A 25,093-nucleotide genomic window follows, 5' to 3' on the forward strand; every position below is an offset into this window, starting at 1 on the left:
CTCAGTCAGTGAACCGCGCATTTCTTACCAAGCTCCACCTCATCCTTGCCGCTTTCATGTTTCCGGCGGTGCTTATGTTTCTGATCACGGGCGCGCTTTACACTTGGGGTGAAAAGGGTGCCTGGTACGAAGAGACTGCGACAATTGCTTTGGAACAGCCGCTGTCCGAGCAGTCTGAGGGCGCAATCACGAATTTGGCGGTTCAGGAGCTGGCTAGCCGCGAGCTGCCCATGCCGAGCGGCAATCTGAGCGTTACCGAGGGCGAGGGCGCTTCTCTTACCTGGAATGGCGCGCGGGCAGAGATCGAGCTTGCTGCGACGGATAACCCGCTTGTGGCTGAAGCGACAATTCGCGAAGCGAGCTTCCATCGCTGGCTTGTTCAACTCCACAAGGCCAAGGGAAGTGACTACTTCAAGGTCTATGCCACTCTGCTCGCGTCCGTGCTATTCCTGCTGGTCGCCAGCGGCGTCATCATGGGCCTGCAGGTAAAGGCGCTGCGCCGGATTACGATTGCAAGCAGCGTAGTTGGACTGTTCGCGTTTGTCGGTGCGGTTCTGCTCGGCTAAAGTTCGAACACCACTTTTCCGACCAGTTCGCGGGTCGCCATCGCTTCGAATCCCTTGCGCCATTGTGCAAGTGGCAACACGCGGTCGATTGCGGGCTTGATCCTGCCCGCTTCAGCGAGGCGGTTGATCTCTGCCATGATCGCGGCTCCACGTTCCGGGAAACGTCGCGCATATTCGCCAGCCCGAAGGCCAACGACGGAAAAGCCTTTGATGAGCGGGATATTGGTCGCGATGTCTGCAATGCGGCCGCTGGTAAAACCGACGACGCAGAGCTTGCCTGCAAAGCTGACGCAGCGTGTGCATTCGTCAAACACATCGCCGCCGACGGGATCGAAGACGATATCGCAGAGATCGCCTTGCGTGATGTCGGCTACGGCTTCGCGAAAGCGCCCTTCAGAGACAATCACCGCATCTGGCTCGTACAGAGGCGCGATACGCTGCATCTTGGCTGCTATACCTGTCGCAGCGATAACCCTGGCACCCAAAGCCTTGGCAAGATCGACTGCCGCCAGGCCCACACCGCCACTTGCGCCTGTCACCAGCACCCATTGGCCTTCTGTAAGCCCGCAGAGCTCCGCGAGGCCTGTATAGGCTGTCTGGTACGCTGCTCCCATTGCTGCGCCTTCTGCAAAGCTCAGGCCACGGGGTAGGGGGCTTAGACCGCGTTCAGGAATGCTGGCGATTTCCGCAAAGGCACCAGTCTTATCGCCACCAATGACATGATCGCCGGGTTTGAACGCGCTGTCAGGATCGGCTTCCAGCACTTCGCCTGAGAGCTCCAACCCGGCCGTGAAGGGCACATGGGGTTTGAACTGATATTTGCCCTGCGTCATCAGCAGGTCTGGAAAGTTGAGCGACGCTGCTCTTACCTTGACCAGGACTTCGCCCGGTTTGCGTTCAGGCGGCTGCAGGTCATCCAGCTGGACGCCGGACAGGTCGTCTGACAGCGATTGGACCTGAAGTGCTTTCATGAAGGCTTAGAAATTGTCCTTGGCGGCTCTCAGCGCGGCGAAAGTCTCATGTGGCGCATCGCCGCCCCATTTGGCCATCAGCGCCGGATCGTCAGCTCGCAGGAACGGGTTGGTCGCAAGTTCGCGCGCAAGAACGGTCGGAACGGTCGGCTTTCCAGCCGCACGGCGATTGTCGATGTCTTTGGAATAGGTCTGCAACGCTGCGTTGTCCGGATCGGCATGCAGCGCGAACTTCGCATTGGCCTGTGTGTACTCATGCGCGCAATAGAGCGTTGTTTCCGGCGGGAGTGCTTTGATTCGCGAGAGGCTATCCCAGAACTGCTTGGGTTCGCCTTCGAACATGCGGCCACAGCCTAGCGCGAAGACACTATCACCAACGAAAGCGATCCCTGCTTCCGGTAGATAATATGCGATATGGCCGTTGGTGTGACCGGAAACGTCGATTACATCCGCTGTGAATGCGCCGAGGTTGACCGTGTCGCCGTGGCTGACTTCGCGGTCGATCTCTGAGATTTTCTCGACTTCCTTTGGAGCGATGATCTTTGCACCGCTTGCCGCCACGATGTCCTTGTTCCCGCCTGCATGATCTGGATGCCAATGAGTGTTCCAGATCTGCGTTATCGTCCAGCCCTTCTTCTCCGCCTCTGCGAGATAGACCTTTGCGTCGGGCGTGTCGATCGCCGCGGTCTGGCCGCTGTCAGGATCGTGGAGGAGAAATCCGTAATTGTCGGACAGGCACGGGAATTGATGAACTTGGAGCATGGAGTTTGTGTTGCCCTATCGCTTGGGTGCTTGAGGGCTGAATGTAGGACTTGAGAGCCCAATAGGAAAGGCCCAGCGGTCTTTCGACCGCCGGGCCTCCATTTCATTGTCGTCTCAGCATAAGCTGAGATGACCACTATCCTTAGTCTTCCTTGCCCTTCAGAGCTTCGCCAAGAATGTCGCCGAGTGAAGCGCCGCTGTCGGAAGAACCGAATTGTGCCACTGCTTCTTTCTCTTCAGCGATCTGACGTGCCTTGATAGAGAAGTTCGGCTTCTTCGAACGATCGAAACCGGTAACAAGAGCATCGACCTTCTGGCCGGTCTGGAACCGGTCAGGACGCTGCTCGTCACGGTCACGGCCCAAGTCGCTGCGCTTGATGAAGCCGGTCGCGCCATCGTCGCCAACCTGCACTTCCAGGCCGCCATCGCGAACTTCGAGAACAGTGACTGTGACAGTCTGGCCACGACGCAGCGTGCTGGCGTCTGCGCCTTCTGCTGTCGGTGCACCCTTTTCAAGCTGCTTCATGCCGAGGCTGATGCGTTCCTTCTCGACGTCAACGTCGAGAACAACTGCCTTGACCTGCTCGCCCTTGCGGTGGAGCGCCAATGCGTCTTCGCCAGAGATGCCCCATGCGATGTCCGACATGTGAACCATGCCGTCGACGTCGCCATCGAGGCCGATGAACAGACCGAATTCGGTCGCGTTCTTGACTTCGCCTTCGACTTCCGCGCCAACCGGGAATTTCTCTGCGAACTCTTCCCATGGATTGCGCTGAGCCTGCTTGAGGCCGAGCGAAATGCGACGCTTCTCGCTGTCGACTTCCAGAACCATCACGTCGACTTCCTGAGACGTGCTGACGATCTTGCCCGGGTGGACGTTTTTCTTCGTCCAGCTCATTTCCGAAACGTGGACCAAGCCTTCAATGCCTGCTTCCAGTTCAACGAACGCGCCGTACTCAGTGATGTTGGTGACAGTGCCAGAAAGCTTCGCGCCAACCGGATATTTCGCACCAACGCCATCCCATGGATCGCTTTCGAGCTGCTTCATGCCCAAGCTGATGCGCTGCGTTTCTTCGTTGATACGAACGATCTGAACGGTCACGGTCTGACCGATCTCGATCACTTCGCTCGGGTGATTAACGCGCTTGTAGCTCATGTCGGTCACGTGCAGCAGGCCGTCAATGCCGCCGAGGTCAACGAACGCACCGTAATCGGTGATGTTCTTGACGACGCCTTCTGTGACTTGACCTTCAGCAAGATCGTTGATGAGTTCGCTGCGCTGTTCTGCGCGTGTCTCTTCGAGCACTGCGCGGCGCGACACAACGATATTGCCGCGGCGACGGTCCATCTTGAGGATCTGGAACGGCTGCGGCACATCCATCAGCGGTGCAACATCGCGCACCGGGCGAATGTCGACCTGGCTGCCGGGAAGGAAGGCTACTGCGCCGTCGAGGTCGACTGTGAAGCCGCCTTTGACGCGGCCGAAGATGCGGCCTTCAACGCGCTTGCCTTCGCCAAATTCGCTTTCCAGCTTGTCCCATGCAGCTTCGCGGCGCGCACGGTCGCGGCTGAGCATGGCTTCGCCGTCTGCGTTTTCTACGCGGTCAACAAAGACTTCGACTTCACTGCCAACTTCGAGCCCGTGGTCGTCTTCGCCGCGCATGAATTCTTTGAGGTTGACGCGGCCTTCGCTTTTGAGGCCCACGTCGATCACAGCCATGCCGTTTTCGATTGACGTCACAGTGCCTTTTACAACGCGGCCTTCAAAGCCTTCGTCGCCTGCACCGCCAAGTTGTTCGTTAAGGAGCGCTTCGAAATCGTCGCGCGTAGGGTTGGCTGAAGTTGCCATAATAAGGATAAATCCTGTTTCACATTTGCTACCGGCCGCCGGTTGTCCGGGGTCTTAAACCGCCGCCTGGCGCACCATTGCGCTGGCCTTGCGGGCAAGAGGGCCGAGATCTCCGCGAAGCCGAATGCTGCCGCGAAGGTTCCTTTCGTCCAGAAGATGCCAATCATCTCGCAGATTTAAGTGAACGGGCGCGCGCCTAGGCCAACGCGCTCGTAAAAGCAAGCGAATTGCGGGCGAAGGGCCTGGTGAGACGCCACCTTCGTTAGGAATGTTGGATACGCATGTTACACAGTCCTGGAGAAGAAAACTCCAGCCACGGAAATCGGGCGAAATTGTACTGGTTCAAAACTCGCTTTTTGGAAGTCATTTGCGCGACCTAAATCCTGGTGACGCAAGTAGGAAAGCGCGCAATTTCTCCAATTTTACGGTTAATGCGCGGTAACCACTGAACCCTAACCCGTACTGAATCGAGACTATCCCAAGCGGACTGATGATGTTTTCCCGGCGCTCAGTTAGGCCGTGCGCAAGAAATAGAATTACGGAGCATGGAGAACATCATGTCGGCAGCCACTCAGTCTGCAACCACGCAAGGTGACGATCAGGGGATCGAACGTCGCAATCAACGTCGTTATGCGAAGCGCATGCACGCCCACGTACGAGAGCGTGGCCGCAGCGGGCATGTGGTAGAGCTGTTTGACGTGTCAGCCGCTGGTTGCACCATTGATACCAGCGCGATGGCAGGGAATTTTCACGCTCCGGTTTGGCTGCGGGTAGGGGACGTCTCCTCGCTTCAAGCCAAGCTTGTCTGGTCCAATGGCCAACGTGGTGGCCTGAGGTTTGAAACCGAGCTCCACGAAGCTGTGCTGGAGCGTCTCGTGGGCGCGAACGACGACAATATCGTGAATACACAGCCGCCTGCTGAACCCTATATCCCGACGACGCCTGAGCAGACAGAAAGCCGCCGCGATCAGATCAAGAGCGGATATGCAGGGCCTTCCTTGCTCCAACGTAAGAAGCCGATCGGCAAGAAGCCGTTTGAAAGCCTGATTGTCCGCCATGTCGCGCGCAACACTGATCACCGGCATGAGGATCGCTATCCGGCAGAACTCACCAGCGGGCCAAGCCATGTCACTATGAAGGAGTTCTCAGCCAAGCTGCATGACATCTCGCCGAGCGGTCTGGGCCTGTCAGCTGAGACAGAGAAGAATATCGGCGATCCGGTCGAAGTTGTATTCGCCAATTGCGAAGCGATCAATGGCCGCGTGATCTGGCGCCAGGGCAAGCGTTTCGGGGTCGAGCTTGATGAAAACGCGATCAACATCAACGAGGATGATGTTGGCTCGCAAGCCGAGTAGGCGAAGGCTGCTAAGCGCCGAGGCGTTCTGACACAGCTTCAATCGCGGCTTCTATGGCCTGATCGCGATCAAAGGCAGTTGTATCTAACACCAGCGCATCGGACGCCGCGCGCAATGGTGCGTCCTTTCGATTGATATCGCGGGCATCGCGCGCGACGATATCCTTTTCGATCTCGACCAGAGTGATCTCCATCTCGCGGTCTTGCATTTCCATCCAGCGGCGCCTTGCACGCTCTTCGACGCTGGCTGTGATGAACAGCTTCACATCGGCTTCCGGCACGATGACGGTCCCGATATCACGCCCGTCAAGGACTGCGCCGCCATTCTGCTGGGCGAAGCTGCGCTGGCGTTCGTAAAGAGCCTGACGCACGGCCGGATGGACAGAGACCCGGCTCGCCAACCCGCCGATCTCCTCGCTGCGCAGATGCGGATCTTCAAGCAAATCGTCCGCAAAGGAGCATGCGGTCAGCGCATCGTCTGCGTTATCGGGATCACCGCCATTCAATGAAACCTGCTTGCCCACCGCACGGTAGAGCAAGCCCGTGTCGAGATGCGGCAAGCTGAAATGGGCGGCAATCGCTTTTGCAATCGTGCCTTTGCCTGAAGCGGTTGGTCCGTCTACAGCGATGATCATGATGCCTTTCTCCTCGCGCGGATAGCTTTCCACAATCCCCACATCGCGATGGCGGCCCAAAAGGCTTCCAGCACAAGGCTCGGCCAATTGGTGTGAACCAGCAGAGAGATGGTCAGGAGCGCTGCACCTGTCAGATTGGTGCCGTGCAAGATGAAGGGGTTCGGATCATCCTTGGCGGTCAAATACGCATACGCCGCGATGATGCAGGCCATGCCGACAAAGCCGATCAGTGTGTAGACGTCGAATTCGATCATGCGGAAGTATCCGCGAGCAGGCTCATGAAGTTCGGAAAGCTTGTCTGGATGGGCGAGGTGTCATCGATTTCAACGCCGTCTTTCGATGCGAGCCCGGCAATGGCCATGCTCATTGCGATGCGGTGATCAAGATGGGTAGTGACTGGCTTGTCCGATGTGCCGGCAAGCGGTGCGCCGTCTGTGCCCTCAATTACAAGGCCGTCTTCGCGTTCTGTCACGTTCGCGCCTGCGAGAGTGAGGGCGTCTGCCATCGCGGACAAGCGGTCGCTTTCCTTCACGCGCAGTTCTTCCAGACCGCTAGTCGTCGTCGTCCCTTTCGCCAGCGATGCCGCGACAAACAGCACCGGAAACTCGTCGATCATCGCAGGAGCGATCGCCGGATCGACATCAATGCCTTTCAATTGCGAGTGTTTGACGCGCAGATCAGCCACAGGCTCGCCGCCAACTTCGCGCGGGTCCAGGTCCTCGATGTGGCCGCCCATCTGCTGCAGCACTTCAATGAGCCCCGCGCGTGTCGGGTTCAGGCCGACATTTTCAATCACGATATCGCTGCCTTCAGTGATAAGTGCGGCGACAATGAAGAAGGCGGCTGAGGAGGGGTCACCGGGCACCACTGCCTCTTGCGGCTGCAGTTCTGCTTCGCCACGAATACGGATGATCTGGTCTCCGCCAGCTTCCTCAACTTCCAGCTCGGCACCAAAGCCTCGCAGCATCCGCTCGGAATGATCGCGCGTCGGAACCGGTTCGATTACAGTGGTGATGCCCGGCGTGTTGAGCCCCGCAAGTAGCACTGCGCTTTTGACCTGAGCGCTCGCCACGGGAAGGCGGTATTCAATCGGTACAGATGGATGTGCGCCTTGCATCATCAGCGGGAGTGTTCCGCCAGGCGACGCTTCAAAGCTGGCGCCCATTTGGCTAAGCGGCTCGATCACACGGCCCATCGGACGTTTCGAAAGGCTCGCATCTCCGGTGAAAGTCGCAGAGATACCGTGCCCTGCTATTAGCCCCATCAAGAGACGGGTGGACGTGCCGGAATTGCCCATATCGAGCGTATTCTCAGGCTGAAGGAGGCCGCCAACGCCGACACCGTGGATGCGCCATTCCTCGCCATGCTTCTCGATAGTGGCGCCCATGGCCCGCATCGCCGCAGCGGTCGCCATCACATCCTCGCCTTCAAGCAAGCCTGCAACACACGTTTCACCGACAGCCAGCGCGCCAAACATGATCGAGCGGTGGCTGATCGACTTGTCGCCGGGCACACGGATGCGGCCCGTCAGCGGTCCAGAGGGCAGAAAACGATGCGAGGGCAAAGGGCAATCCTTGAGCGTTGGAGCGGATTTAGACGACGCAGGTCTTTGACAGCGCTTGTCCGTTCTGGCAAGGCGCGCCGCACTCGAGTTGGACCTCTTGATTCCGGACACTTTCGGTCCCATCAAACAGAGACAGATTTTCGCTCACTCGTGTCGAGTGAAGCATCGATTTAGGGGTATACCATGGCGAAGCCAGAATGGGGCACAAAGCGTTCTTGCCCCAAATGCGGAGAACGCTTTTACGATCTAGGCAACGATGAGCCTGTGACGTGCATCGAATGCGGAGAAGAATGGCATCCTGAGCCTGTGCTCAAGACCAAACAGCCGATCCCGTTCGAAGAAGACGAGAAGAAGAAGAAAGACGGCGAGGCGGATTCCGATCTTAGCGGTGATGATGATCTCGAAGATCTGGGCGATATCGATGAAGATGACGATTCCCCGGACAATGACGTTGACCTCGGCGGCGACGATGACCTTGGCGTGACTAAGGGCAAAGGCGACGACGACGACGACGACACCTGATTTAATTATTGCCATAGTGGAGCCACGCGTATAATGCGCGGCTCCCGCAGGCTTTCGGGCTTGCAAAATGACTGGCGCGGGGCCTTAGCTCAGCTGGGAGAGCGCAACACTGGCAGTGTTGAGGTCAGCGGTTCGATCCCGCTAGGCTCCACCAGTCACTAAAAAAGTCGGTGTAACAACCGCACGCTGGCCGACGAGTTTTCGTCCGCCGGCGTTTTTCGCGTTTAATCCTGGCTGATTGGCTAGGCGAGGAGTTTGAAGACGATGTTTGACAATCTGTCCGACCGCCTTGGCGGCGTCTTTGATCGCCTTAAGGGGCGGGGCGCCCTCAAAGAGCAAGACGTTCGCGATGCAATGCGCGAAGTCCGCGTTGCTCTGCTCGAAGCCGACGTTGCATTGCCAGTTGCGCGCCGCTTTATCGACGCGGTCACGGAGAAGGCCGTTGGCTCGGAAGTCCTGAAATCGGTCACGCCGGGTCAGCAAGTCGTCAAAATCGTCAATGACGAGCTCATCGAGATGCTTGGCGGTGACGAGACGCCGGAATTGGACTTCGCAGCCAAGCCGCCGGTCGTCATCATGATGGTTGGCCTTCAAGGCTCTGGTAAGACAACTACCACGGCCAAGCTCGGCAAGCTGATCCGCGAAAAGCACGGCAAGAAGGCGCTCATGGCATCGCTGGACGTCAATCGTCCGGCGGCACAGGAACAGCTGCAGGTGCTGGGTGAACAGGTCGATGTGGCTACCCTGCCTATAGTAGCTGGCCAGCAACCGGTCGATATCGCCAAGCGCGCGATGGAAAGCGCGAAGCTGCAGAACTCCGACGTGCTGCTGCTCGACACGGCCGGCCGCTTGCACGTCGATGAAGCGCTGATGGCGGAGATGAAGGCTGTGGCCGGCGTTTCTGCGCCAACTGAAGTGCTGCTTGTCGTCGATAGCCTTACAGGGCAAGATGCGGTGAACGTCGCGCAGAGTTTCTCTGGCGAAGTGCCACTTACCGGCGTGGTTCTCACCCGGATGGATGGCGATGCGCGCGGCGGTGCGGCGCTCTCCATGCGCGCCGTCACCGGCAAGCCGATCAAGTTTGCAGGTACGGGCGAGAAGCTCGACGCAATCGAAGTCTTTGATCCCAAGCGGGTTGCTGGCCGCATCCTCGGCATGGGCGACGTTGTCAGCCTGGTCGAGAAAGCCGCGGCGACGATCAAGGAAGAAGATGCCGAAGCTCTGGCCAAGCGCATGGCGAAGGGTCAATTCGACCTCAACGATTTGCGCATGCAATTGAAGCAAATGCAAAGCATGGGCGGCCTCGGCGCGCTCGCGGGCATGATGCCCGGCATGAAGAAAGCCAAGGCTGCGATGGCGGCGTCAAACATGGACGACAAAGTGCTTGTCCATATGGACGCGATTATCGGCTCCATGACGCCGAAAGAGCGCGCAAACCCTGCGCTGATGAATGCCAAGCGCAAGAAGCGCGTTGCGGCAGGCTCTGGCACTGACGTGCAAAACGTCAACAAGGTGCTGAAAATGCATCAGGAAATGAGCCGCGCGATGAAGCAGATCAAGAAGATGGGCGGCTTGAAAGGCCTCGCATCCTTGTTTGGCGGCGGCGGAATGGGCTCGGCCATGCCGGGCCTTGGGGAGCCAGGCGGCATGCCTGGTCTGGGCGGTCCCAAAGGACCGAGTGTTGATCCCGATACGCTCCCACCCGACCTCAAAGATTTATTGAACAAGAAGTGATTTCAAGAGTTTAGACTGGAAAGGTAATACATCATGGCAGTTGCAATCCGTTTGTCGCGCGGTGGCGCGAAAAAGCGTCCTTACTATCGCATCGTTGTGTCGGATTCGCGCAGCCCGCGCGACGGCAAGTATCTCGAGCAGATCGGTACTTATAACCCGATGCTACCAAAGGATTCGGGCGAGCGCGTAAAGCTTGACGAAGATCGTGCGCGTCACTGGCTCAGCGTTGGCGCGAAGCCTTCTGACCGCGTGCACCGTTTCCTCGACGCAGCGGGTATTCTTGAGCGTGCGCCGCGCAACAACCCGAAGAAGGGTGAGCCGGGCGAAGCCGCCAAGGAACGCGCTGAAGAGAAGGCTGCAAAGGCCGCTGAAGCTGAAGAAGCAGCCAACGCAGCAACTGAAGAAGCACCTGCTGAAGAAGCTGCGACTGAAGAAGCCGCTGCTGAAGAAGCTGCTGCTGAGGAAGCACCCGCAGAGGAAGCTGCAGCCGAAGAAGCAGGCGCTGAAGAGGCTCCGGCTGAAGAGGCTCCTGCTGAGGAAGCACCTGCAGACGATGCAGAAGAGAAGGCTGAGTAAGCCTCTAACATGACGGACACGCCCGTCGCTTCACCTCAGATCGAGCTCGCCGCCGTTACTGGCGCGCATGGGGTGGCGGGCGAGGTCCGTTTAAAGCTGCTGGGTGAGGGCCTTGATGCCCTCAAGGCCCATAAGAGCTTTCATGCCAATGTGCCTGATGGCGAGCTGGTCCTCTCCAAGATCCGCAGCGACAATAAGGGCGGCGCGATCGCCCGCTTCAATGGCGTCAATGGCCGCAATGCGGCTGAAAAGCTGCGCGGCACTGTGCTCAGTGTCGCACGCGAGGCTCTGCCTGCTCTGGACGATGACGAGTATTACCACGCCGACCTTATCGGGCTGACTGTGGTGACAGATAACGGCGAAACCGTTGGGCGCAGTATCGCTGTCCAGAATTTCGGGGCGACCGACATTATCGAGATCGCAAAGTCACCCGTGCCCGAAAAAGGCATGAAGAGTTTCATGGTCCCGATGACAAAAGCAGCCGTGCTCGAATGGGATACGGAAAAGCTTGTGATCGCCGCCGATTTCGTGGACGAGTAGTCATATGATTGCGATCTTTGGACTTCTCGTCATGGCTGCGCTTGTCGCAGTGATTTCCACCGGCACAGCCTATGCGCTCGACAATGTGAAGCGCGACTGGAGCGCTAAGAAACGCGCGGTGGTTTCAGCCATTTGTGGAGGGTTTTTCCCCGCGCTCCTGCCGCTATTTTCCGTCCTGACCACAGACAATTCCGATATTCCCACCGCCATTCCGATCGTTGCAATTGCGGTGATGGCAGTAACCTTTGGCGGTCTTATCGGCTTTCCCTCGGCATTCCTTATTGCGAACAAGCTGGAAAAGAAGCGCGGCGGGCCTCCTGCTGATCCGGATACATTCGGGTGACGTCCCTTAACGTCGCGATCTGTCAGGCGGCGCCCGTGCCGCTGGACTTTGCGGGCGGTATCGCGAAAGCGTCGCGGCTGGCGCGTGAGGCGATTGATGGCGGCGCTCAGCTGGTCGCGTTCGGCGAAACATTCCTCGGCGGTTATCCGCTGTGGCTCGATGAAGCGCCCGGTGCGGCTCTGTGGGATCATCCCGGCACGCGCGCGCTCCATGCGATCATGCTCGATCAGGCGGTGGTGCCAGGTGACGAGCGGCTGTTGCCCTTGCAAGAGCTGTGCGACGAAACAGGCGCTGTGATTTCGATTGGCGCGCACGAGCGGGTGCGCCAGAGCCTCTACAACAACCAATTGCTGTTTCGCCCGGGCGAGGCGCCTCTCGATCACCGCAAGCTCGTGCCAACGCATGGCGAGCGGTTGATCTGGATGCGCGGCGATGGCTCGACGTTAGGCGCGCATCAGGCTGAGTGGGGCAATGTCGGCAATCTAATCTGCTGGGAACACTGGATGCCGCTGGCGCGCGCTGCAATGCACAATCTCGGCGAGAGCGTGCATGTCGCCGCATGGCCGACCGTGCGCGAGCAATATGCGATCGCGAGCCGTCACTATGCGATGGAGGGACGCTGCTTTGTCCTCGCCGCAGGGCTGGTGCAGAAGAAAGACGATTTGTTTGACGGGTTAGAGCGCGTTGGCGGAGATGCGGATGCGCTAGCGCTGTTCAACGCGATTGAAGGCGATGTTCTAAACCGTGGCGGGTCATCCGTCGCGGCACCTGATGCGCGCATAGTTGCACAAGCGGGCGAGGACGAGGAGACTTTGTTCGCGGAACTGGACCTGGACGAGATCGGGCAGGGGCTGGCAAGCCTCGACACAGATGGCCATTATTCCCGACCTGACGTGTTTGAACTGAGCGTTGATACGAAGGCGAAGGTTGGGGTTAGCTGGGATGAGTGACGATTCCCACGTTTCAGAGCCGCCGACAAATGAGTTTGGCTGCTACGATTGTGAAATCATTGCTGGCGAAAGCTACGTGATGGACGACTTTATGGGTCTCATGTCACTGGTCTTTTTGGGTGTTCTCGCAATCATTACCCTATTCTTCTTTCGTGATCGATTTTTGCCAGCCATTCGGCGTCGGCTGGATGCCGAAGACAAGAGCGAATGACTTTCGCCGCCACCATCCTCACGCTTTACCCGGAGATGTTCCCCGGGCCGCTCGGTACCTCGCTTGCTGGCAAGGCGTTGGAGCGCGGGGACTGGTCTTGTGCGACCGTTAACCCGCGCGACTTCGCCACCGACAAGCATCGCTCGGTTGATAATACGCCTGCGGGCGGCGGCGCGGGGATGGTGCTTAAGGCGGATGTTATGGCGGCGGCTTTGGATAGTGTGACGAATAAGCCCTCCCACCTTCAGGGGGGAGGGTTGGGAGGGGGGCAAGCGCCAAGCGACCGTGAGCAAAAACTGCCCCGCCCCCAAACCCCCTCCCCTGAAGGGGTGGGGGCTTCTGTTCCCATCCTTGCCATGACCCCGCGCGGGAAACCCATCACTCAAGAGCGCATCCGTAACATCGCAAATGGCCCCGGTGTGACCATCATTTGCGGCCGGTTCGAGGGCTTTGACGAGCGTCTGTTCGAAGCCCGGCCTGAAATCGAGCAAGTCTCTCTTGCAGACATCGTCCTTTCTGGCGGCGAGACGGCGGCAATTGCCATACTTGACGCTTGCATTCGGCTGCTTCCCGGCGTAATGGGCGCGGCTTCAAGCGGACATGAGGAATCCTTCGAAGACGGATTGCTCGAATATCCGCAATATACCCGACCTCAAACATGGGAAGGGCGCACGATCCCTGAAGTGCTGCGATCGGGGGATCATGCGAAGATTGCCGCTTGGCGCAAAGCCATGTCGGAAGAGATCACTCGGTTACGCAGGCCGGACTTATGGGAACGCTATAGTGGCGATCCGGTCCGTTCTGCCTCTGGCGCGCAGCGAAAGAACAAGGATACGGACCAGTGAACCTGATCCAGCAAATCGAAGCCGAAGAAATCGGCAAGGTTGAAAAAGAGATTCCCGAGTTTCGGGCTGGCGACACTGTGCGCGTCGGCGTGAAGGTTAAGGAAGGCAACCGTGAGCGTGTTCAGAACTTTGAAGGCGTGTGCATCGCCCGTTCGAACCGCGGCATGGGCTCCAACTTCACCGTACGCAAAATGAGCTTTGGCGAAGGCGTGGAGCGTGTGTTCCCGCTCTACTCGCCGATCGTAGACAGCATCACTGTGGTTCGCCGCGGTGTCGTGCGTCGTGCGAAGCTCTACTATCTGCGTGGTCGCACCGGTAAGCGTGCGCGTATCGCGGAACGCCGTGAGAATGCGCCCAAGGCGTAAGTCTCTCAGCATCGAGATAGAGAAGGGCGGTCCATAACGGGCCGCCCTTTTTCGTTGCGAGTCCCATTTTGTGACTAGCCAATCGTGTTTCAGGATTGTCATCTCTGGAACGTGCGCTCCTGTGGTAAGAGCTTCGCTGGGAGGCTTGTGAAGGTCCATGCGCGCTTTATTGATCTGTCTGGCAATGATGCTTGCCGCGGGATGCGCAGAGCAGCCGGACGGTTTCGCGCCGGAACACCAGGACCTCCTCATCGAGTTCCCCACGCTCAATCAGGAAGTCGGCACGAATGCACAAGGCGTCACCGTCTTTCGCCTCTCCGGTACGATCTCGAATATCAGCGAGGGGTCTGCGGATCTGCCGGAATTGCGCGTGGTGGCGCGCGACCGCAAAGATGGTCTGATATTCGCGAAGAACATCGCTTTGGCGAAACCCGCGCTGAAGGCGGGTGAAACGCTTCAGGTCGAGCAAGCGATTGTAGTCCCTGACGACGCGAGAATCTTCGATATCGGCTGGGCGGGCGGAGACGCGTCGAGTTAGGGCGCGCGAGCTATTAAACCGCTGTTCCGACTGTCGCAATCGCAATTCACCTTGTGGGTTTTGCATTCCGCATCGCTTTTCGGCATGGCTTCCTGAAATCAAATTCAGAGAGGTCCACCCTTGCAATGCGCCTATTCCTTGCCGCCGCTGTTTCGCTTGTGTTTGCCGGTTCAGCGATCGCGGAAGACGACACTATGAGCCCGCAATCGGAACTTACTTTCGAGCGCGTTTTTGCCTCGCCTAGCCTGAACGGTTCAAGCCCGCGTGAAGCCAAGCTCTCGCCGGACGGGCGCTATCTCACACTGCTCCGCAACCGCGAGGATGACAGCACGCGCTATGACCTGTGGGGGTTTGATCGCGAGAGCGGCGAGTGGACCATGCTGGTGGACAGCGAGAAACTGGGCACAGGACGCGCGCTGTCGGAAGATGAGTTAATGCAGCGCGAGCGGGCGCGTGTCGGCAATCTCAAAGGCATCATCAGTTACCAATGGGCGAGCAATGGCAAATCGGTACTCGTGCCGCTCGATGGCGATCTGTACCTCGCAGGTCTTGATGGCAGTGTAACGCAGTTGACGGATACCGAGGAAAGCGAACTCAACCCTAAGCTCAGTCCGCGCGGTGGCTATGTCTCTTTCGTCCGCGACCGTCAGCTCTGGGTCGGCAAGGTCGGCGAGAATGCAGCACCGATAACCCCGAAGGAAGGGCCGGATATTCGCTGGGGCGAAGCAGAGTTTGTGGCGCAAGAAGAGATGGCGCGGCTCACCGGCTTCTGGTGGGAGGGCAATGACACACGCATCGCGGTCCAGCGCACCGATGAAGCGCCTGTCGCGGTCGTCAATCGGGCTGCGATTGGTGCAACCGGAACGCAGGTGTTTTCGCAGAAATATCCGTTTGCAGGCAGCGACAATGCGATTGTTGAGCTCTTCATCATGGACCCCGACGGTCAGAACCGCGTGAAGGTCGATCTGGGTGAAGAGACCGATATCTATCTTGCTCGCGTCGATTGGGGACCAGACGACTATCTCTACGTACAGCGCCAAAACCGTGAGCAAACCGTGCTCGACATGCTGCGCGTCGATCCAAACACCGGCGAAAACGAGATCTGGTTCACGGAAGAAGCCGCGCGCGAGGATTTCTGGATTAATCTCGATGACCACTATCGTTTCCTCGATGATGGATCGCTGATCTGGTGGAGCGAGCGGGATGGCTTCGGGCATCTGTATCGTTTTGCTGACGGTGCATGGACGCAGCTCACCAAAGGCGAATGGGTCGTTACGGGGCTTGTCGGCATCGATCAGCAACGCGGGCGGCTCTATTTCGAAGGCAATGCTGACGGCGTACTGGAGCGCCATGTTTATGCGCTTGATCTCGACAAACCTGGTGAATGGACGAGGCTGACGGAAGCCAGCTTCGTCAACTCCGCAAGCATGGACAAGAAGGGTCAGACGCTCTTGGTCAGTCGTTCGGCATCGAACCAACCGCCGCAGACATATCTTGCCGACACTGAGGGGCAGCGAATTGCTTGGGTTGAAGAGAATGCGCTGGATGCAGACCATCCTTACGCGCCGTTCCTTGCAAGCCATGTCACGCCGGAATTCGGCACGGTCGAGGCGGAAGACGGCACGCCGCTCCACTACATGATGCTCAAGCCGGACATGGAACCGGGCAAGAAGTATCCGGTATTCTTCCAGCATTATGGTGGACCGGGACCACAACTGGTTGATAGAGCTTGGGATGGCGCGCTTGCTCAGGCAATCGTCGACAAGGGCTATATCTGGTTCGTGCTCGACAATCGTGGATCGAACAATCGCGGGGTCGATTTCGAGCAGCCAATCTACCGCGCAATGGGTGGAGTCGAAGTGCGCGATCAGGCCAAGGGTACCGAGTTCCTGAAGACGCTCGATTTCGTCCATCCTGACAAGATCGCGATCTATGGCTGGTCCTATGGCGGCTATATGACGCTGAAGCGCTTGCAAGCCGAACCGGGTGTCTACGCCGCGGGTATCTCAGGTGCACCTGTGACCAAATGGGAGCTGTACGACACGCACTATACCGAGCGCTATATGGGCGATCCACGCACGGTGCCTGAAGCCTATACGACCGCTAATGCGATGCAGGATGCCACCAAGATGAGCGATCCGCTGCTGTTGGTCCACGGTATGGCCGACGACAATGTCGTGTTCGAACATTCCTCAGAGCTGATTGCGGCCTTGCAGGAAGGCAATGTGCCGTTCGAGATGATGCTCTATCCCGGCTATACCCACCGCGTTGCCGGCGAGAATATCAGCCCGCATTTGTGGAACACCTATTTCAACTTTCTCGAGCGTCATGGTGTGACGCCGCCGGAATAGAGCCACTCATGGCTTAGAGATATCGAGGGCGGCTCACTCAGATCGAGGAGCCGCCCTTTCTCGTTGCCCAGTGCGTGGTACCGCGCTGCTTGTCTGTTATCCTTACCGCCGCCGGACCCGTTCAGCGACCCTGTATGAATGCGTTAGCCAGGTTTAGCATCCGCATAAGTTTTGCGGTTAGAGCGTTATTTACCATGTTGAAGGGGACGGAGCCCGCGATCAATCAAGCCATTGCAGGACAGCCTGCGCGACTTCATTCGGCGCTTCAACTTGGGGATAGTGCCCGACAGTAGGGAGCAGACTGTGCCGCGCATTGGGCAATACGTCTCGCCACTTTACGTATGCGTGTTCGCCTGACACCGGATCGAGCGCGCCATTGATCAGGCCAATACGTGATTGCGATAAAACGAGGGCATTCTCCCACCGCTCTTTGTGTTGTCGCCGATCCGCGATGTAATGCAGCAGCTTGTGAAAGCGGCGATGGCCATTTTTCACTGTGATGAAATGCCAAAAGGTGTCGAGTTCGGCTTCGCTCGGCTGTCTATCAGGGCCGAACACTTCGGAGAAGCTCTTGCCGAAACCTTTGCGGCTCAACAGCTGGCTAACAACAAAGCCAAGCGGCGATGTACCGAGTTTCTGGATCAGGCGCGCGCGATGCTGGTCAGGAAAAATGCCGCCATTGAGAAAGATCATCTGTTCAAGGCCTTCAGCGCCCGAAGCCTCATTCTGCCTCGCAAGCAATTCCTGCCCAACGGACACGCCATAGTCATGAACCAGGGCGTCCCACTTCTCGATGCCGAGCTCAGCAAGCAAGGCTTCGTGTAGGTCTGCTTGGCGGTGGATCGAATAACCGTCAGTCGGTTTGTCTGACAAACCAAAACCCAGCATGTCGCATGCGATCAACGTGTGCTGCTCGCCTAGAGCCGCCCACACGGCGTTCCAGTCCCATGCGCATGTCGGAAATCCGTGAACCAGCAGCAGGGCCGGGCCAGTACCGCCTGTCCAATATGCGATGCGGTGCCCTTCAAAGTCGAAATAGCTCGCAGCGGCTTCCCAAGCCCGAGGATCGTTGTGCATAGCTTTTCCTCCAAAGAAGTGCTTGCCATTCGCTTCGCTGCAGTGCAGCGCAGCCCGCGCATGAATTGAGCAGACTGGAGTCTATCGAGTGGGTTACCGTGTGGCAGTCGTCGGCGCGACAGGCAATGTCGGCCGCGAAATGATGCAGATATTGGCAGAGCGCGAATTTCCTATCGAGGAAGTCGCCGCTGTTGCTTCGTCACGCTCAACGGGCAGCGAAGTCGAATTCGGCGACACGGGCAAGATGCTCAAATGCAAGAATATCGAGCATTTCGATTGGGCAGGGTGGGATATTGCTCTGTTTGCAGCGGGAAGCGGTCCTGCGAAGGAATACGCGCCTAAGGCGGCAGCAGCGGGCTGCGTCGTAATCGACAATTCCTCGCTTTACCGGATGGAGCCTGATGTGCCGCTGATCGTGCCGGAAGTGAACCCGGATGCGATTGACGAATACAAAAAGCGCAACATCATCGCGAACCCCAATTGCTCGACCGCTCAGCTCGTGGTGGCTTTAAAGCCACTCCACGATGCAGCGACGATCAAGCGCGTGGTCGTCTCGACCTATCAGTCGGTTTCAGGCGCCGGCAAAGCGGGCATGGACGAGCTGTTTGAGCAGAGCCGCAACATCTTTGTCGGTGATCCAGTCGAGCCGGTGAAGTTCACCAAGCAGATCGCTTTCAACGTCATTCCGCATATCGACGTCTTCCTGGATGATGGTTCGACCAAGGAAGAGTGGAAGATGATGGTCGAGACGAAGAAGATCCTCGACCCCAAGATCAAGCTGAACGCAACTTGCGTGCGGGTCCCGGTGTTTGTCGGCCACTCCGAAGCGGTCAATATCGAGTTCGAGAATGAACTTTCAGCGGAACAAGCGCAAGAGATCCTGCGCGAGGCGCCGGGTATAATGCTTGTCGATAAGCGCGAGGATGGCGGCTATGTCACGCCCATCGAAAGTGCAGGCGACGGCGCGACGTATGTCAGCCGCGTGCGCGAAGACCCGACGGTCGAGAACGGCCTTGTGCTGTGGTGTGTCAGCGATAACCTTCGCAAAGGTGCAGCGCTCAATGCGGTGCAGATTGCAGAGCTGCTTGGACGGCGTCACTTGAAGAAGGGGTGACGCGGCACAGTGAATGCGGCACACAGGTCGCATGACACTCAAAGCAGACCTCTTCTTCAGCTTCCGTTCGCCCTATTCCTATCTCGCCATTGGACGTTATCGCGCGATGGCCGAGGAACATGACCTCGATATCAATCTGCGTACGGTTTGGCCCATCGCCATCCGCGATCCTGACATCCTGTTCACGGGCAATCCTGCGGCGCCGCGCTATATCTTCATGGATTCGTTCCGCGTGGCACAGTTTCTCAAAATTCCCTTCCGCTGGCCGAGACCTGATCCGGTCGTTCAGGACCTCACCACGCGCGAAATCGCGAAAGACCAGCCGCTGATCCACCGTGTCTGCCGATTGGGACAAGCCGCATCAAGGCGCGGGAAGGGGCTGACTTTTGCCGATGAAGTTTCTCGCCTGATCTTCTCTGGCGAAGTCGACGGCTGGGATGAAGGCGACCACTTGACCCATGCTGCAGCCCGCGCCGGGCTTGATCTGGCAGAACTGGATGCGGAAGCGATGAGCGATGCGGATGCTCTCGACGCCGAGATCGCTGAGAACCAAGCCGCATTGGAAGCTGCCGGCCATTGGGGCGTGCCAACGCTTGTCTTCGAAGGCGAGCCGTTCTTCGGACAAGACCGCGTTGCAATGGCCAAATGGCGGATGAAACAGAAAGGGCTGGTGACGCGGTGAATGGAGTGACCACGAGCCATTTCGAATCTTTCGACGGTACTCAGCTTGCCATTCATCGCACGGGTGAGGGGCGTCCCGTCATCCTGCTCCATGGGCTGTTTTCCTCTGCTGAGATGAACTGGATCAAATGGGGCCATGCGCAGCGGCTCGCAGATGCTAGGTTCGAAGCGATCATGCTCGATTTTCGCGTGCACGGCCAAAGCGAGGCACCAACCGATCCAATGAGATATCCGCCGGACGTATTGGTGCGCGATGTGGCTGCTTTGGTCGATTATCTCGCGCTTGAAGACTATGATCTGGCAGGCTTCTCGCTTGGGGCGCGGACATCTCTCCACTGTGTTGCCAAAGGAGTGCTCGCGCCTGCGCGATTGGTAATCGCCGGAATGGGACTAGCAGGCGTTTCCGACTGGAACCGCCGTAGCGCCTTCTTCAGGCGCGTCATCGACGAGTTTGACACGATCAAGCCGGGCGATCCGGCCTACTACTCGCGCCAGTTCCTGAAGTCGCAGGGAGTCGATCGCGTGGCTGCGCGATTGCTGCTCGACAGTATGACAGACCTTGATCCTGCGGCTTTGGCGAATGTGACGATGCCCACGCTTGTCGTGTGCGGAGACGAGGACCAGGACAATGGCTCAGCGCGAGAACTTGTCGAGCATCTGCCCAACGCAGTCTATGTCGAAACGCCCGGCGCGCATCTGATCAGTGCAACGAAGCCTGAAATGGGAGAGGCAATCGTGAAATTCTTGAGCCAAGAGGCATGATCAGCAAACGCAGTTTTCTCTATTGGTGGATTGGCGGTCTGATTGCATTTGCTATCACACTCTATCTGCATACGCCCTTGGTCGTGGAGGGTGTGCCGGGTGGTATCCTTGACCATCAGGCTGCACCCGATGCTGCGACTGTAGATGCCATTCAAGGCGCGTGGCGCGAGTATGGTGTTATGGATCAGGCACGCATAGCCATGATCTCCGATCTGATTTTCATCGGGATTTACGGGATCGGCTGTGTCCTTGGCGGACTATACTTTCGCAGGCTTTCCAGCGTATTTGTCCGTGCATTGGGCTGGGTCGCGCTCGCGGGAGGCGTGGCATTCCTCATTACCGATTATGGTGAGACGGTGTCACAGCTCATCCAGCTGACGCAGGGTGCAGGCGATGACACGCTTGCAGGGATTGCCTCAGGGCTACGCCCGATCAAGATCGCGAGCTTCATCGCGGCGTTTGTTGCGATCCTTGCTGGCCTTATTGCCGCTCGCCTTACTCCAAGCATACGCAGCTAAATCCTCCGTTCACACAGAAAAGCCCCCGCCACTCTGCTGAGCGACGGGGGCTTGCTTATCTGCTGCTTCGAGATGGGAGGGAGGGTGAAGCAGCTAAATTGGTTACTCAGCGCTGAAAGGCAGCGATGAGTGGTGGAGGTTGATCACAACGTCACCAGCTTCGTTGCGCATGTAACCGAAGGTGTACTCAACCTTGGTTTCATTGCCGTCTGTGCCGGTGAAGTAGTAGTTGCCCATTGCAAGCGCACTGTCGCCGTCGGTGATCGTGCCTTCGTTTTCCCAACGCACGTTCGTGTATGGTGCGATTGCGAAGCCGCCATCTTCCGTGCCTTCGGTGCCGATGAAGTAGCTCAGAGCTTCTTCGAAGGTGCCACGGAACTGATCTTCAGCAGCCAGCGTCGGCTTGAAGAGAATGTCTGCGCCGTCTTCATAGGCGTAGAATGTGTTGATGTGGTCGGTCGCAGCAGCAGTGACGTCGCCGCCGTCAGTGTGGACCTTACCGATGTTCACAATGCCTTCGCCCCAGCCTTGCTGAGCTGCAGCAACTTCTTCAGCTGTGATCGGATTGCTGGTCGCAGCTTCTTCAGCAGTCGCCGTTGTGTCGCCGCAAGCAGCAAGCGCCAGCGCTGCAACACCGAGCGTAGGGATCATAACCAGTTTCTTCATTTTATACTCCTCCGAGTTCGGCACACAGGCTCGAACCAAGTGAATTTGCCAATCGACTGATGTGAGGAAAGTTAGCGGGGAAATCCGCCGGCCACCCTGTTTTTCAGTCAGTGCGGTCCGACATCACGCGCTTTGCAGCGCGCCAGAGGGGCCCGGTCCCGCGATGTATTAATGTTACATTGGGCAGGTGGTTCCAAGGGCTAAGAAAAAAATCATGACGAATTGAATTCTGGCAACCGGCAGGCGAAAGGCGTATGACTTCGGTTGGTGAAAGAGGCCTGGGACATTTCCCTAGAGAAAGAACTAATTATGAGCGCGACCGCTCGGGGACTTGCTGCGGTAGGCTGGCGCGAACTCGTGCTTCTCCCTGAGCTTTGCGGAACGCGCATTCCTGCGAAGATCGACACGGGTGCTCGCACTTCCAGCCTTCACGCAACGGGGATCGAGCGGTTCGAAAAAGAAGGCAAGCGCTGGGTCCGTTTCCTTCTCGATGTGGGTGAAGGGCGCTCCGAGCCGGTGATTTGCGAAGTTCCGCGCGCGGATCGACGCAAAATTACCAGTTCGAACGGAGAATCTCAGGAGCGGTTGGTCATTAAGACGGCATTGACGATCGGGACACAGAGTTTTCGTGCGGAATTCAGTCTTGCTGATCGATCTGACATGAAATTCCCGATTCTGATCGGCAGGACAGCCTTGCGAAGCCGTTTCCTGGTCGATTCAGGGCGATCCTATCTGCAGTCTGACGCTGAAGAGCGCCGCCGCTTGCTGGGCTAAAGGAACGAGAACGATGAAAATTGCCATGCTTGCGCGTAATCCCAACCTCTATTCACATCAGAGACTCGTCGAAGCAGCTGAAACCCGTGGGCACACGCTCGACATACTCAATACCACACGTTGTAATGTGAATATCGCCAGCCATCGACCCACTGTGAGCTACAACGGCAAGACGCTTGAGAGGTACGACGCCGTGATACCGCGTATCGGTGCTTCCATAACCAATTACGGTCTCGCAGTGCTGCGACAGTTCGAAATGGGCGGCGTGTGGCCTCTCAACGAAAGCGTCGCGATTGGGCGCAGCCGCGACAAACTGAGGAGTATGCAAATCCTGGCGAAATACGGCCTGGGTTTGCCGCTCACCGCTTACACCAATGATCCCAAGCAAGCCGAAGAAATCATCAAGGCTGTCAACGGCCCGCCTGTTGTCATCAAACTGCTTGAGGGCACGCAAGGGATTGGCGTGGTGCTTGCTGAGACCATGTCGAGCGCAAAGTCAGTCATCGAGGCTTTCCGCGGTGCCAATGTGAACATCCTGGTGCAGGAGTTCATCAAGGAGGCAGGCGGGACTGACATCCGTGCGTTGGTGGTTGGCGGCAAGGTTGTGGCGGCTATGAAGCGCACCGGCGCGGCCGATGATTTCCGCTCGAATCTACATCGCGGCGGCAGCGCTGAAGTGGTCAAGATCACGCCCGCGGAACGCTCGACGGCTGTCAGTGCAGCACGCCGCATGGGTCTCAACGTGTGCGGCGTGGACATGTTGCGCAGCAATCACGGTCCGGTAATCATGGAGGTCAACTCCTCGCCTGGTTTAGAAGGCATCGAAAAGGCCACCGGCAAGGATGTCGCGGGTCAGGTAATCGAATTTATCGAGAACAACGCCAAGGCCGGCAAGACGAAGACAAAGGGGAAGGGGTGAACTAATGGAGACGAAAACACACAATCCGACGCCGTGGCTGCAAGGCTTCGGCCTCAACCACGCAGTCGAAGTGACCGGAGCGACCCGGACAGTCTATTTCGCAGGACAGACTGCATCGGACGCTGAAGGACACCCGATGCATCCGGGCGACATTGTGGCGCAGTACAAGCTGGCCTGGCAGAACCTTGTCGATGCGCTCGCTTCAGCGGGGATGACGCCGGAGAATATTGTTCGGCTTAACTTCTACACCACGGATGTTGATGCGTTTATGGCTTCCGCTGAGCAAACCATGCCCGTTCACGGTGAAGCTGGCGCGCAGGTTGCCGCGACATTGCTCGGCGTCCAGCGCCTCTATGACCCGGAAATCATGATAGAAATCGAAGCAATTGCCGTCGCGTGATCGAACTCACCTGAACGGTGGTTCGTTGAATGCGCGTAGCTTGCGTGAATGCAGCCGGTCGCCTTCATCACGCAGGCGATTGCAGGCTTCGAGCCCGATCTGAAGGTGTGCCGCGATCGCTTCTTCGTAGAACTTGTTCGCCTGGCCTGGCAGCTTGATCTCGCCGTGGAGCGGTTTGTCGCTCACACACAGAAGCGTTCCGTATGGCACGCGGAACCGATAGCCCTGCGCGGCGATCGTTGCGCTTTCCATTTCGACAGCGATTGCCCGGCTTTGTGAGAAACGCTTGGCTGAGCTCGAATAGTGCAGCTCCCAATTGCGATCATCAGTAGTCACGACTGTGCCAGTACGCATGCGCTGCTTGATGTTTGCGCCTTGAACCCCGGATACCTGTTCAGCGGCGGCAGCGAGTGCCTGCTGCACTTCTGCAATAGGAGGGATCGGGATTTCTGGCGGCAGCACATTGTCCAAAACGTGATCGTCGCGCAGATAAGCGTGAGCGAGCACGAAATCGCCAATCTTCTGGCTTGAGCGAACGCCGCCACAGTGGCCGATCATCATCCATGCATGTGGGCGCAGAACGGCCAAGTGATCACATATAGTCTTCGCGTTGGACGGACCAACACCAATATTGACCAACGTGATACCTTTCCCGTCTTCGCGGATGAGGTGGTAGGCCGGCATTTGGTGCCTGCGCCATGCCGTATCGTTCAATTGCTCTTGCGCGTTGTCGATACATTCATTGATCTGCAGTCCGCCGGCACCGGTCAAGCCAACATATCCATTGCCGCCCTTGGCGCAGATCTGCTGTGCGCCCCAATTGACGAACTCATCCACATAGCGATGATAGTTCGTGAAAAGGATGAAGTCCTGGAAGTCTTCGACGCGGGTACCGGTGTAATGCGCAAGCCGTGCGAGCGAATAGTCTGTGCGTAAGCCATCGAACAGCGAGAGAGGCATCGCTTGCCCTTCGAGATACTCGATCCCGTCTGCCAGTTCATCGCCGATCAGCGAGAGGTCAGTCGATGGGAAATGCTTTGCAATATCTTGCGGCGCGATGCCGACCATTGCTGCACCGGCTTCGCCATCGAGCACATAGGGGAAGGGGATTTCCTGCCGCGATTTGCTGACTTCCAGCTCCACTTCATATTCATCTTCGATCAGCGCAAGCTGCTCGGTAAGAAAGCGGGCGTAGAGGTCGGGCCGCGTGATAGTTGTGGTAAATGTACCCGGAACCTCCAGCCGGCCAAACGCGCGGCTACGGTCCTTGATATCGCTCTTCCCTGAATAATGCAGCTTCAGTTCGGGATAGGCATAGCTGCCATCCTCACGCTTGCGTTGCGGCGGGACTGTCCCGTCGCGTCCGAATGCGATTACGTCTTCACGCAAAGTGGTGACGGCCTCGTCATAGACCTGCTGCAGTTGTTCAAGAATTTGCGAAATTGGGGTCATATATCATCCCTATTGTTGTTTTACGGTTCGGGGACGAGGCGGTTTAGCACACAG

General features: G+C 57.8%; 29 protein-coding genes and 1 tRNA gene. 21 read left to right on the top strand and 9 right to left on the bottom strand.

Translation table 11 applies throughout. The annotated features are described in order from the left end of the window. Nucleotides 1–8: 8 nt before the first annotated feature. Complete coding sequence (locus tag HUO12_RS02700) at nucleotides 9–566, top strand: PepSY domain-containing protein (protein WP_176272143.1); 558 nt, start codon at nucleotides 9–11, stop codon at nucleotides 564–566. Here the strand turns inward: HUO12_RS02700 and HUO12_RS02705 are convergent. The 3 genes from HUO12_RS02705 to rpsA form a co-directional block, all read right to left on the bottom strand. Further along, nucleotides 563–1,537, bottom strand: coding sequence for an NADPH:quinone oxidoreductase family protein (locus HUO12_RS02705; protein ID WP_176272144.1), 975 nt, complete (start codon nucleotides 1,535–1,537; stop codon nucleotides 563–565). The genes HUO12_RS02700 and HUO12_RS02705 overlap by 4 nt on opposite strands. Before the next feature lie 6 nt (nucleotides 1,538–1,543). Next, complete coding sequence (gene gloB / locus HUO12_RS02710; RefSeq protein ID WP_176272145.1) at nucleotides 1,544–2,299, bottom strand: hydroxyacylglutathione hydrolase; 756 nt, start codon at nucleotides 2,297–2,299, stop codon at nucleotides 1,544–1,546. A 142-nt stretch (nucleotides 2,300–2,441) separates the two neighbouring features. Continuing rightward, nucleotides 2,442–4,148 carry a 30S ribosomal protein S1 gene (gene rpsA, locus HUO12_RS02715; RefSeq protein WP_176272146.1) on the bottom strand — a complete coding sequence of 569 codons (1,707 nt, stop codon included), beginning with the start codon at nucleotides 4,146–4,148 and terminating at the stop codon, nucleotides 2,442–2,444. Nucleotides 4,149–4,705: 557 nt separating this feature from the next. Here rpsA and HUO12_RS02720 point away from each other — a divergent pair. Continuing rightward, complete coding sequence (locus HUO12_RS02720; protein WP_176272147.1) at nucleotides 4,706–5,503, top strand: PilZ domain-containing protein; 798 nt, start codon at nucleotides 4,706–4,708, stop codon at nucleotides 5,501–5,503. 10 nt (nucleotides 5,504–5,513) lie between these two features. Here HUO12_RS02720 and cmk read toward each other — a convergent pair whose 3' ends face one another. Genes cmk through aroA form a run of 3 tightly spaced genes read right to left on the bottom strand, consistent with a single transcriptional unit; the run spans nucleotide 5,514 to nucleotide 7,701 of the window. Then, nucleotides 5,514–6,137 (bottom strand): (d)CMP kinase, encoded by a 624-nt coding sequence (cmk, locus tag HUO12_RS02725; protein WP_176272148.1) that lies wholly within the window; start codon nucleotides 6,135–6,137, stop codon nucleotides 5,514–5,516. Beyond that, nucleotides 6,134–6,391 carry a CBU_0592 family membrane protein gene (locus HUO12_RS02730; protein ID WP_176272149.1) on the bottom strand — a complete coding sequence of 86 codons (258 nt, stop codon included), beginning with the start codon at nucleotides 6,389–6,391 and terminating at the stop codon, nucleotides 6,134–6,136. Before HUO12_RS02730 ends, cmk begins: the two co-directional genes overlap by 4 nt. Further along, the gene (gene aroA, locus HUO12_RS02735; protein WP_232367287.1) at nucleotides 6,388–7,701 is read right to left on the bottom strand and encodes a 3-phosphoshikimate 1-carboxyvinyltransferase; all 1,314 of its coding nucleotides are present in this window, start codon (nucleotides 7,699–7,701) and stop codon (nucleotides 6,388–6,390) included. The genes HUO12_RS02730 and aroA overlap by 4 nt, the downstream gene beginning before the upstream one ends. A gap of 183 nt (nucleotides 7,702–7,884) precedes the next feature. Between aroA and HUO12_RS02740 the strand changes: the two genes are divergently transcribed. From HUO12_RS02740 to HUO12_RS02795, 12 genes are all read left to right on the top strand, one after another. After that, nucleotides 7,885–8,223: a TIGR02300 family protein gene (locus tag HUO12_RS02740; protein WP_176272151.1), complete on the top strand. Its 339-nt coding sequence runs from the start codon at nucleotides 7,885–7,887 to the stop codon at nucleotides 8,221–8,223. 78 nt (nucleotides 8,224–8,301) lie between these two features. Beyond that, a tRNA-Ala gene (locus tag HUO12_RS02745) sits at nucleotides 8,302–8,377 on the top strand. 110 nt (nucleotides 8,378–8,487) lie between these two features. Beyond that, nucleotides 8,488–9,957, top strand: coding sequence for a signal recognition particle protein (gene ffh, locus HUO12_RS02750; RefSeq protein ID WP_176272152.1), 1,470 nt, complete (start codon nucleotides 8,488–8,490; stop codon nucleotides 9,955–9,957). Nucleotides 9,958–9,990: 33 nt separating this feature from the next. Continuing rightward, nucleotides 9,991–10,533, top strand: a complete 543-nt coding sequence (gene rpsP, locus HUO12_RS02755; protein ID WP_176272153.1) for a 30S ribosomal protein S16 — start codon at nucleotides 9,991–9,993, stop codon at nucleotides 10,531–10,533. A 9-nt stretch (nucleotides 10,534–10,542) separates the two neighbouring features. Beyond that, nucleotides 10,543–11,073, top strand: a complete 531-nt coding sequence (rimM, locus tag HUO12_RS02760; RefSeq protein ID WP_176272154.1) for a ribosome maturation factor RimM — start codon at nucleotides 10,543–10,545, stop codon at nucleotides 11,071–11,073. A gap of 4 nt (nucleotides 11,074–11,077) precedes the next feature. Further along, on the top strand, nucleotides 11,078–11,416 hold the full coding sequence (locus tag HUO12_RS02765; protein WP_176272155.1) for a hypothetical protein: 339 nt from the start codon (nucleotides 11,078–11,080) through the stop codon (nucleotides 11,414–11,416). Then, a complete protein-coding gene (locus HUO12_RS02770; RefSeq protein ID WP_176272156.1) occupies nucleotides 11,413–12,366 on the top strand; it encodes a carbon-nitrogen hydrolase family protein in 954 nt (317 codons plus the stop codon). The genes HUO12_RS02765 and HUO12_RS02770 overlap by 4 nt, the downstream gene beginning before the upstream one ends. Further along, complete coding sequence (locus tag HUO12_RS02775) at nucleotides 12,359–12,577, top strand: hypothetical protein (RefSeq protein WP_176272157.1); 219 nt, start codon at nucleotides 12,359–12,361, stop codon at nucleotides 12,575–12,577. Before HUO12_RS02770 ends, HUO12_RS02775 begins: the two co-directional genes overlap by 8 nt. Then, nucleotides 12,574–13,422 (top strand): tRNA (guanosine(37)-N1)-methyltransferase TrmD, encoded by an 849-nt coding sequence (trmD, locus tag HUO12_RS02780; protein WP_176272158.1) that lies wholly within the window; start codon nucleotides 12,574–12,576, stop codon nucleotides 13,420–13,422. Before HUO12_RS02775 ends, trmD begins: the two co-directional genes overlap by 4 nt. Next, a complete protein-coding gene (gene rplS / locus HUO12_RS02785) occupies nucleotides 13,419–13,787 on the top strand; it encodes a 50S ribosomal protein L19 (RefSeq protein ID WP_332310360.1) in 369 nt (122 codons plus the stop codon). The genes trmD and rplS overlap by 4 nt, the downstream gene beginning before the upstream one ends. A gap of 184 nt (nucleotides 13,788–13,971) precedes the next feature. After that, nucleotides 13,972–14,325, top strand: coding sequence for a hypothetical protein (locus HUO12_RS02790; RefSeq protein WP_176272159.1), 354 nt, complete (start codon nucleotides 13,972–13,974; stop codon nucleotides 14,323–14,325). A gap of 125 nt (nucleotides 14,326–14,450) precedes the next feature. Continuing rightward, a complete protein-coding gene (locus tag HUO12_RS02795; RefSeq protein WP_176272160.1) occupies nucleotides 14,451–16,676 on the top strand; it encodes a S9 family peptidase in 2,226 nt (741 codons plus the stop codon). A 219-nt stretch (nucleotides 16,677–16,895) separates the two neighbouring features. On the opposite strand, the gene HUO12_RS02800 is transcribed toward HUO12_RS02795, so the two are convergent. Then, nucleotides 16,896–17,753, bottom strand: coding sequence for an alpha/beta fold hydrolase (locus HUO12_RS02800; RefSeq protein ID WP_176272161.1), 858 nt, complete (start codon nucleotides 17,751–17,753; stop codon nucleotides 16,896–16,898). A gap of 88 nt (nucleotides 17,754–17,841) precedes the next feature. Between HUO12_RS02800 and HUO12_RS02805 the strand changes: the two genes are divergently transcribed. Genes HUO12_RS02805 through HUO12_RS02820 form a run of 4 tightly spaced genes read left to right on the top strand, consistent with a single transcriptional unit; the run spans nucleotide 17,842 to nucleotide 20,828 of the window. Then, on the top strand, nucleotides 17,842–18,867 hold the full coding sequence (locus HUO12_RS02805) for an aspartate-semialdehyde dehydrogenase (protein ID WP_176272162.1): 1,026 nt from the start codon (nucleotides 17,842–17,844) through the stop codon (nucleotides 18,865–18,867). 31 nt (nucleotides 18,868–18,898) lie between these two features. Beyond that, nucleotides 18,899–19,549 carry a 2-hydroxychromene-2-carboxylate isomerase gene (locus HUO12_RS02810; RefSeq protein ID WP_176272163.1) on the top strand — a complete coding sequence of 217 codons (651 nt, stop codon included), beginning with the start codon at nucleotides 18,899–18,901 and terminating at the stop codon, nucleotides 19,547–19,549. Then, entirely contained in the window at nucleotides 19,513–20,310 is a 798-nt protein-coding gene (locus HUO12_RS02815) for an alpha/beta fold hydrolase (RefSeq protein ID WP_176272164.1), read from the top strand. The genes HUO12_RS02810 and HUO12_RS02815 overlap by 37 nt, the downstream gene beginning before the upstream one ends. Beyond that, a complete protein-coding gene (locus HUO12_RS02820) occupies nucleotides 20,307–20,828 on the top strand; it encodes a hypothetical protein (protein ID WP_176272165.1) in 522 nt (173 codons plus the stop codon). The genes HUO12_RS02815 and HUO12_RS02820 overlap by 4 nt, the downstream gene beginning before the upstream one ends. Before the next feature lie 102 nt (nucleotides 20,829–20,930). Here HUO12_RS02820 and HUO12_RS02825 read toward each other — a convergent pair whose 3' ends face one another. After that, nucleotides 20,931–21,494, bottom strand: coding sequence for a phosphoribosyl-AMP cyclohydrolase (locus HUO12_RS02825; RefSeq protein WP_176272166.1), 564 nt, complete (start codon nucleotides 21,492–21,494; stop codon nucleotides 20,931–20,933). A 309-nt stretch (nucleotides 21,495–21,803) separates the two neighbouring features. Between HUO12_RS02825 and HUO12_RS02830 the strand changes: the two genes are divergently transcribed. The 3 genes from HUO12_RS02830 to HUO12_RS02840 are packed head-to-tail and all read left to right on the top strand — an operon-like array spanning nucleotide 21,804 to nucleotide 23,587. Next, the gene (locus tag HUO12_RS02830; RefSeq protein ID WP_176272167.1) at nucleotides 21,804–22,268 is read left to right on the top strand and encodes an ATP-dependent zinc protease family protein; all 465 of its coding nucleotides are present in this window, start codon (nucleotides 21,804–21,806) and stop codon (nucleotides 22,266–22,268) included. Between the two features lie 13 nt (nucleotides 22,269–22,281). Beyond that, the gene (rimK, locus tag HUO12_RS02835) at nucleotides 22,282–23,187 is read left to right on the top strand and encodes a 30S ribosomal protein S6--L-glutamate ligase (RefSeq protein WP_176272168.1); all 906 of its coding nucleotides are present in this window, start codon (nucleotides 22,282–22,284) and stop codon (nucleotides 23,185–23,187) included. Between the two features lie 4 nt (nucleotides 23,188–23,191). Beyond that, complete coding sequence (locus HUO12_RS02840; RefSeq protein ID WP_176272169.1) at nucleotides 23,192–23,587, top strand: Rid family hydrolase; 396 nt, start codon at nucleotides 23,192–23,194, stop codon at nucleotides 23,585–23,587. Between the two features lie 6 nt (nucleotides 23,588–23,593). On the opposite strand, the gene HUO12_RS02845 is transcribed toward HUO12_RS02840, so the two are convergent. Next, a complete protein-coding gene (locus HUO12_RS02845) occupies nucleotides 23,594–25,039 on the bottom strand; it encodes an AMP nucleosidase (protein WP_176272170.1) in 1,446 nt (481 codons plus the stop codon). Between the last annotated feature and the right edge of the window lie 54 nt (nucleotides 25,040–25,093).

It is taken from the genome of Altererythrobacter lutimaris (assembly GCF_013371495.1).
In the GTDB taxonomy this organism is placed as follows: Bacteria; Pseudomonadota; Alphaproteobacteria; order Sphingomonadales; family Sphingomonadaceae; genus Erythrobacter; species Erythrobacter lutimaris_A.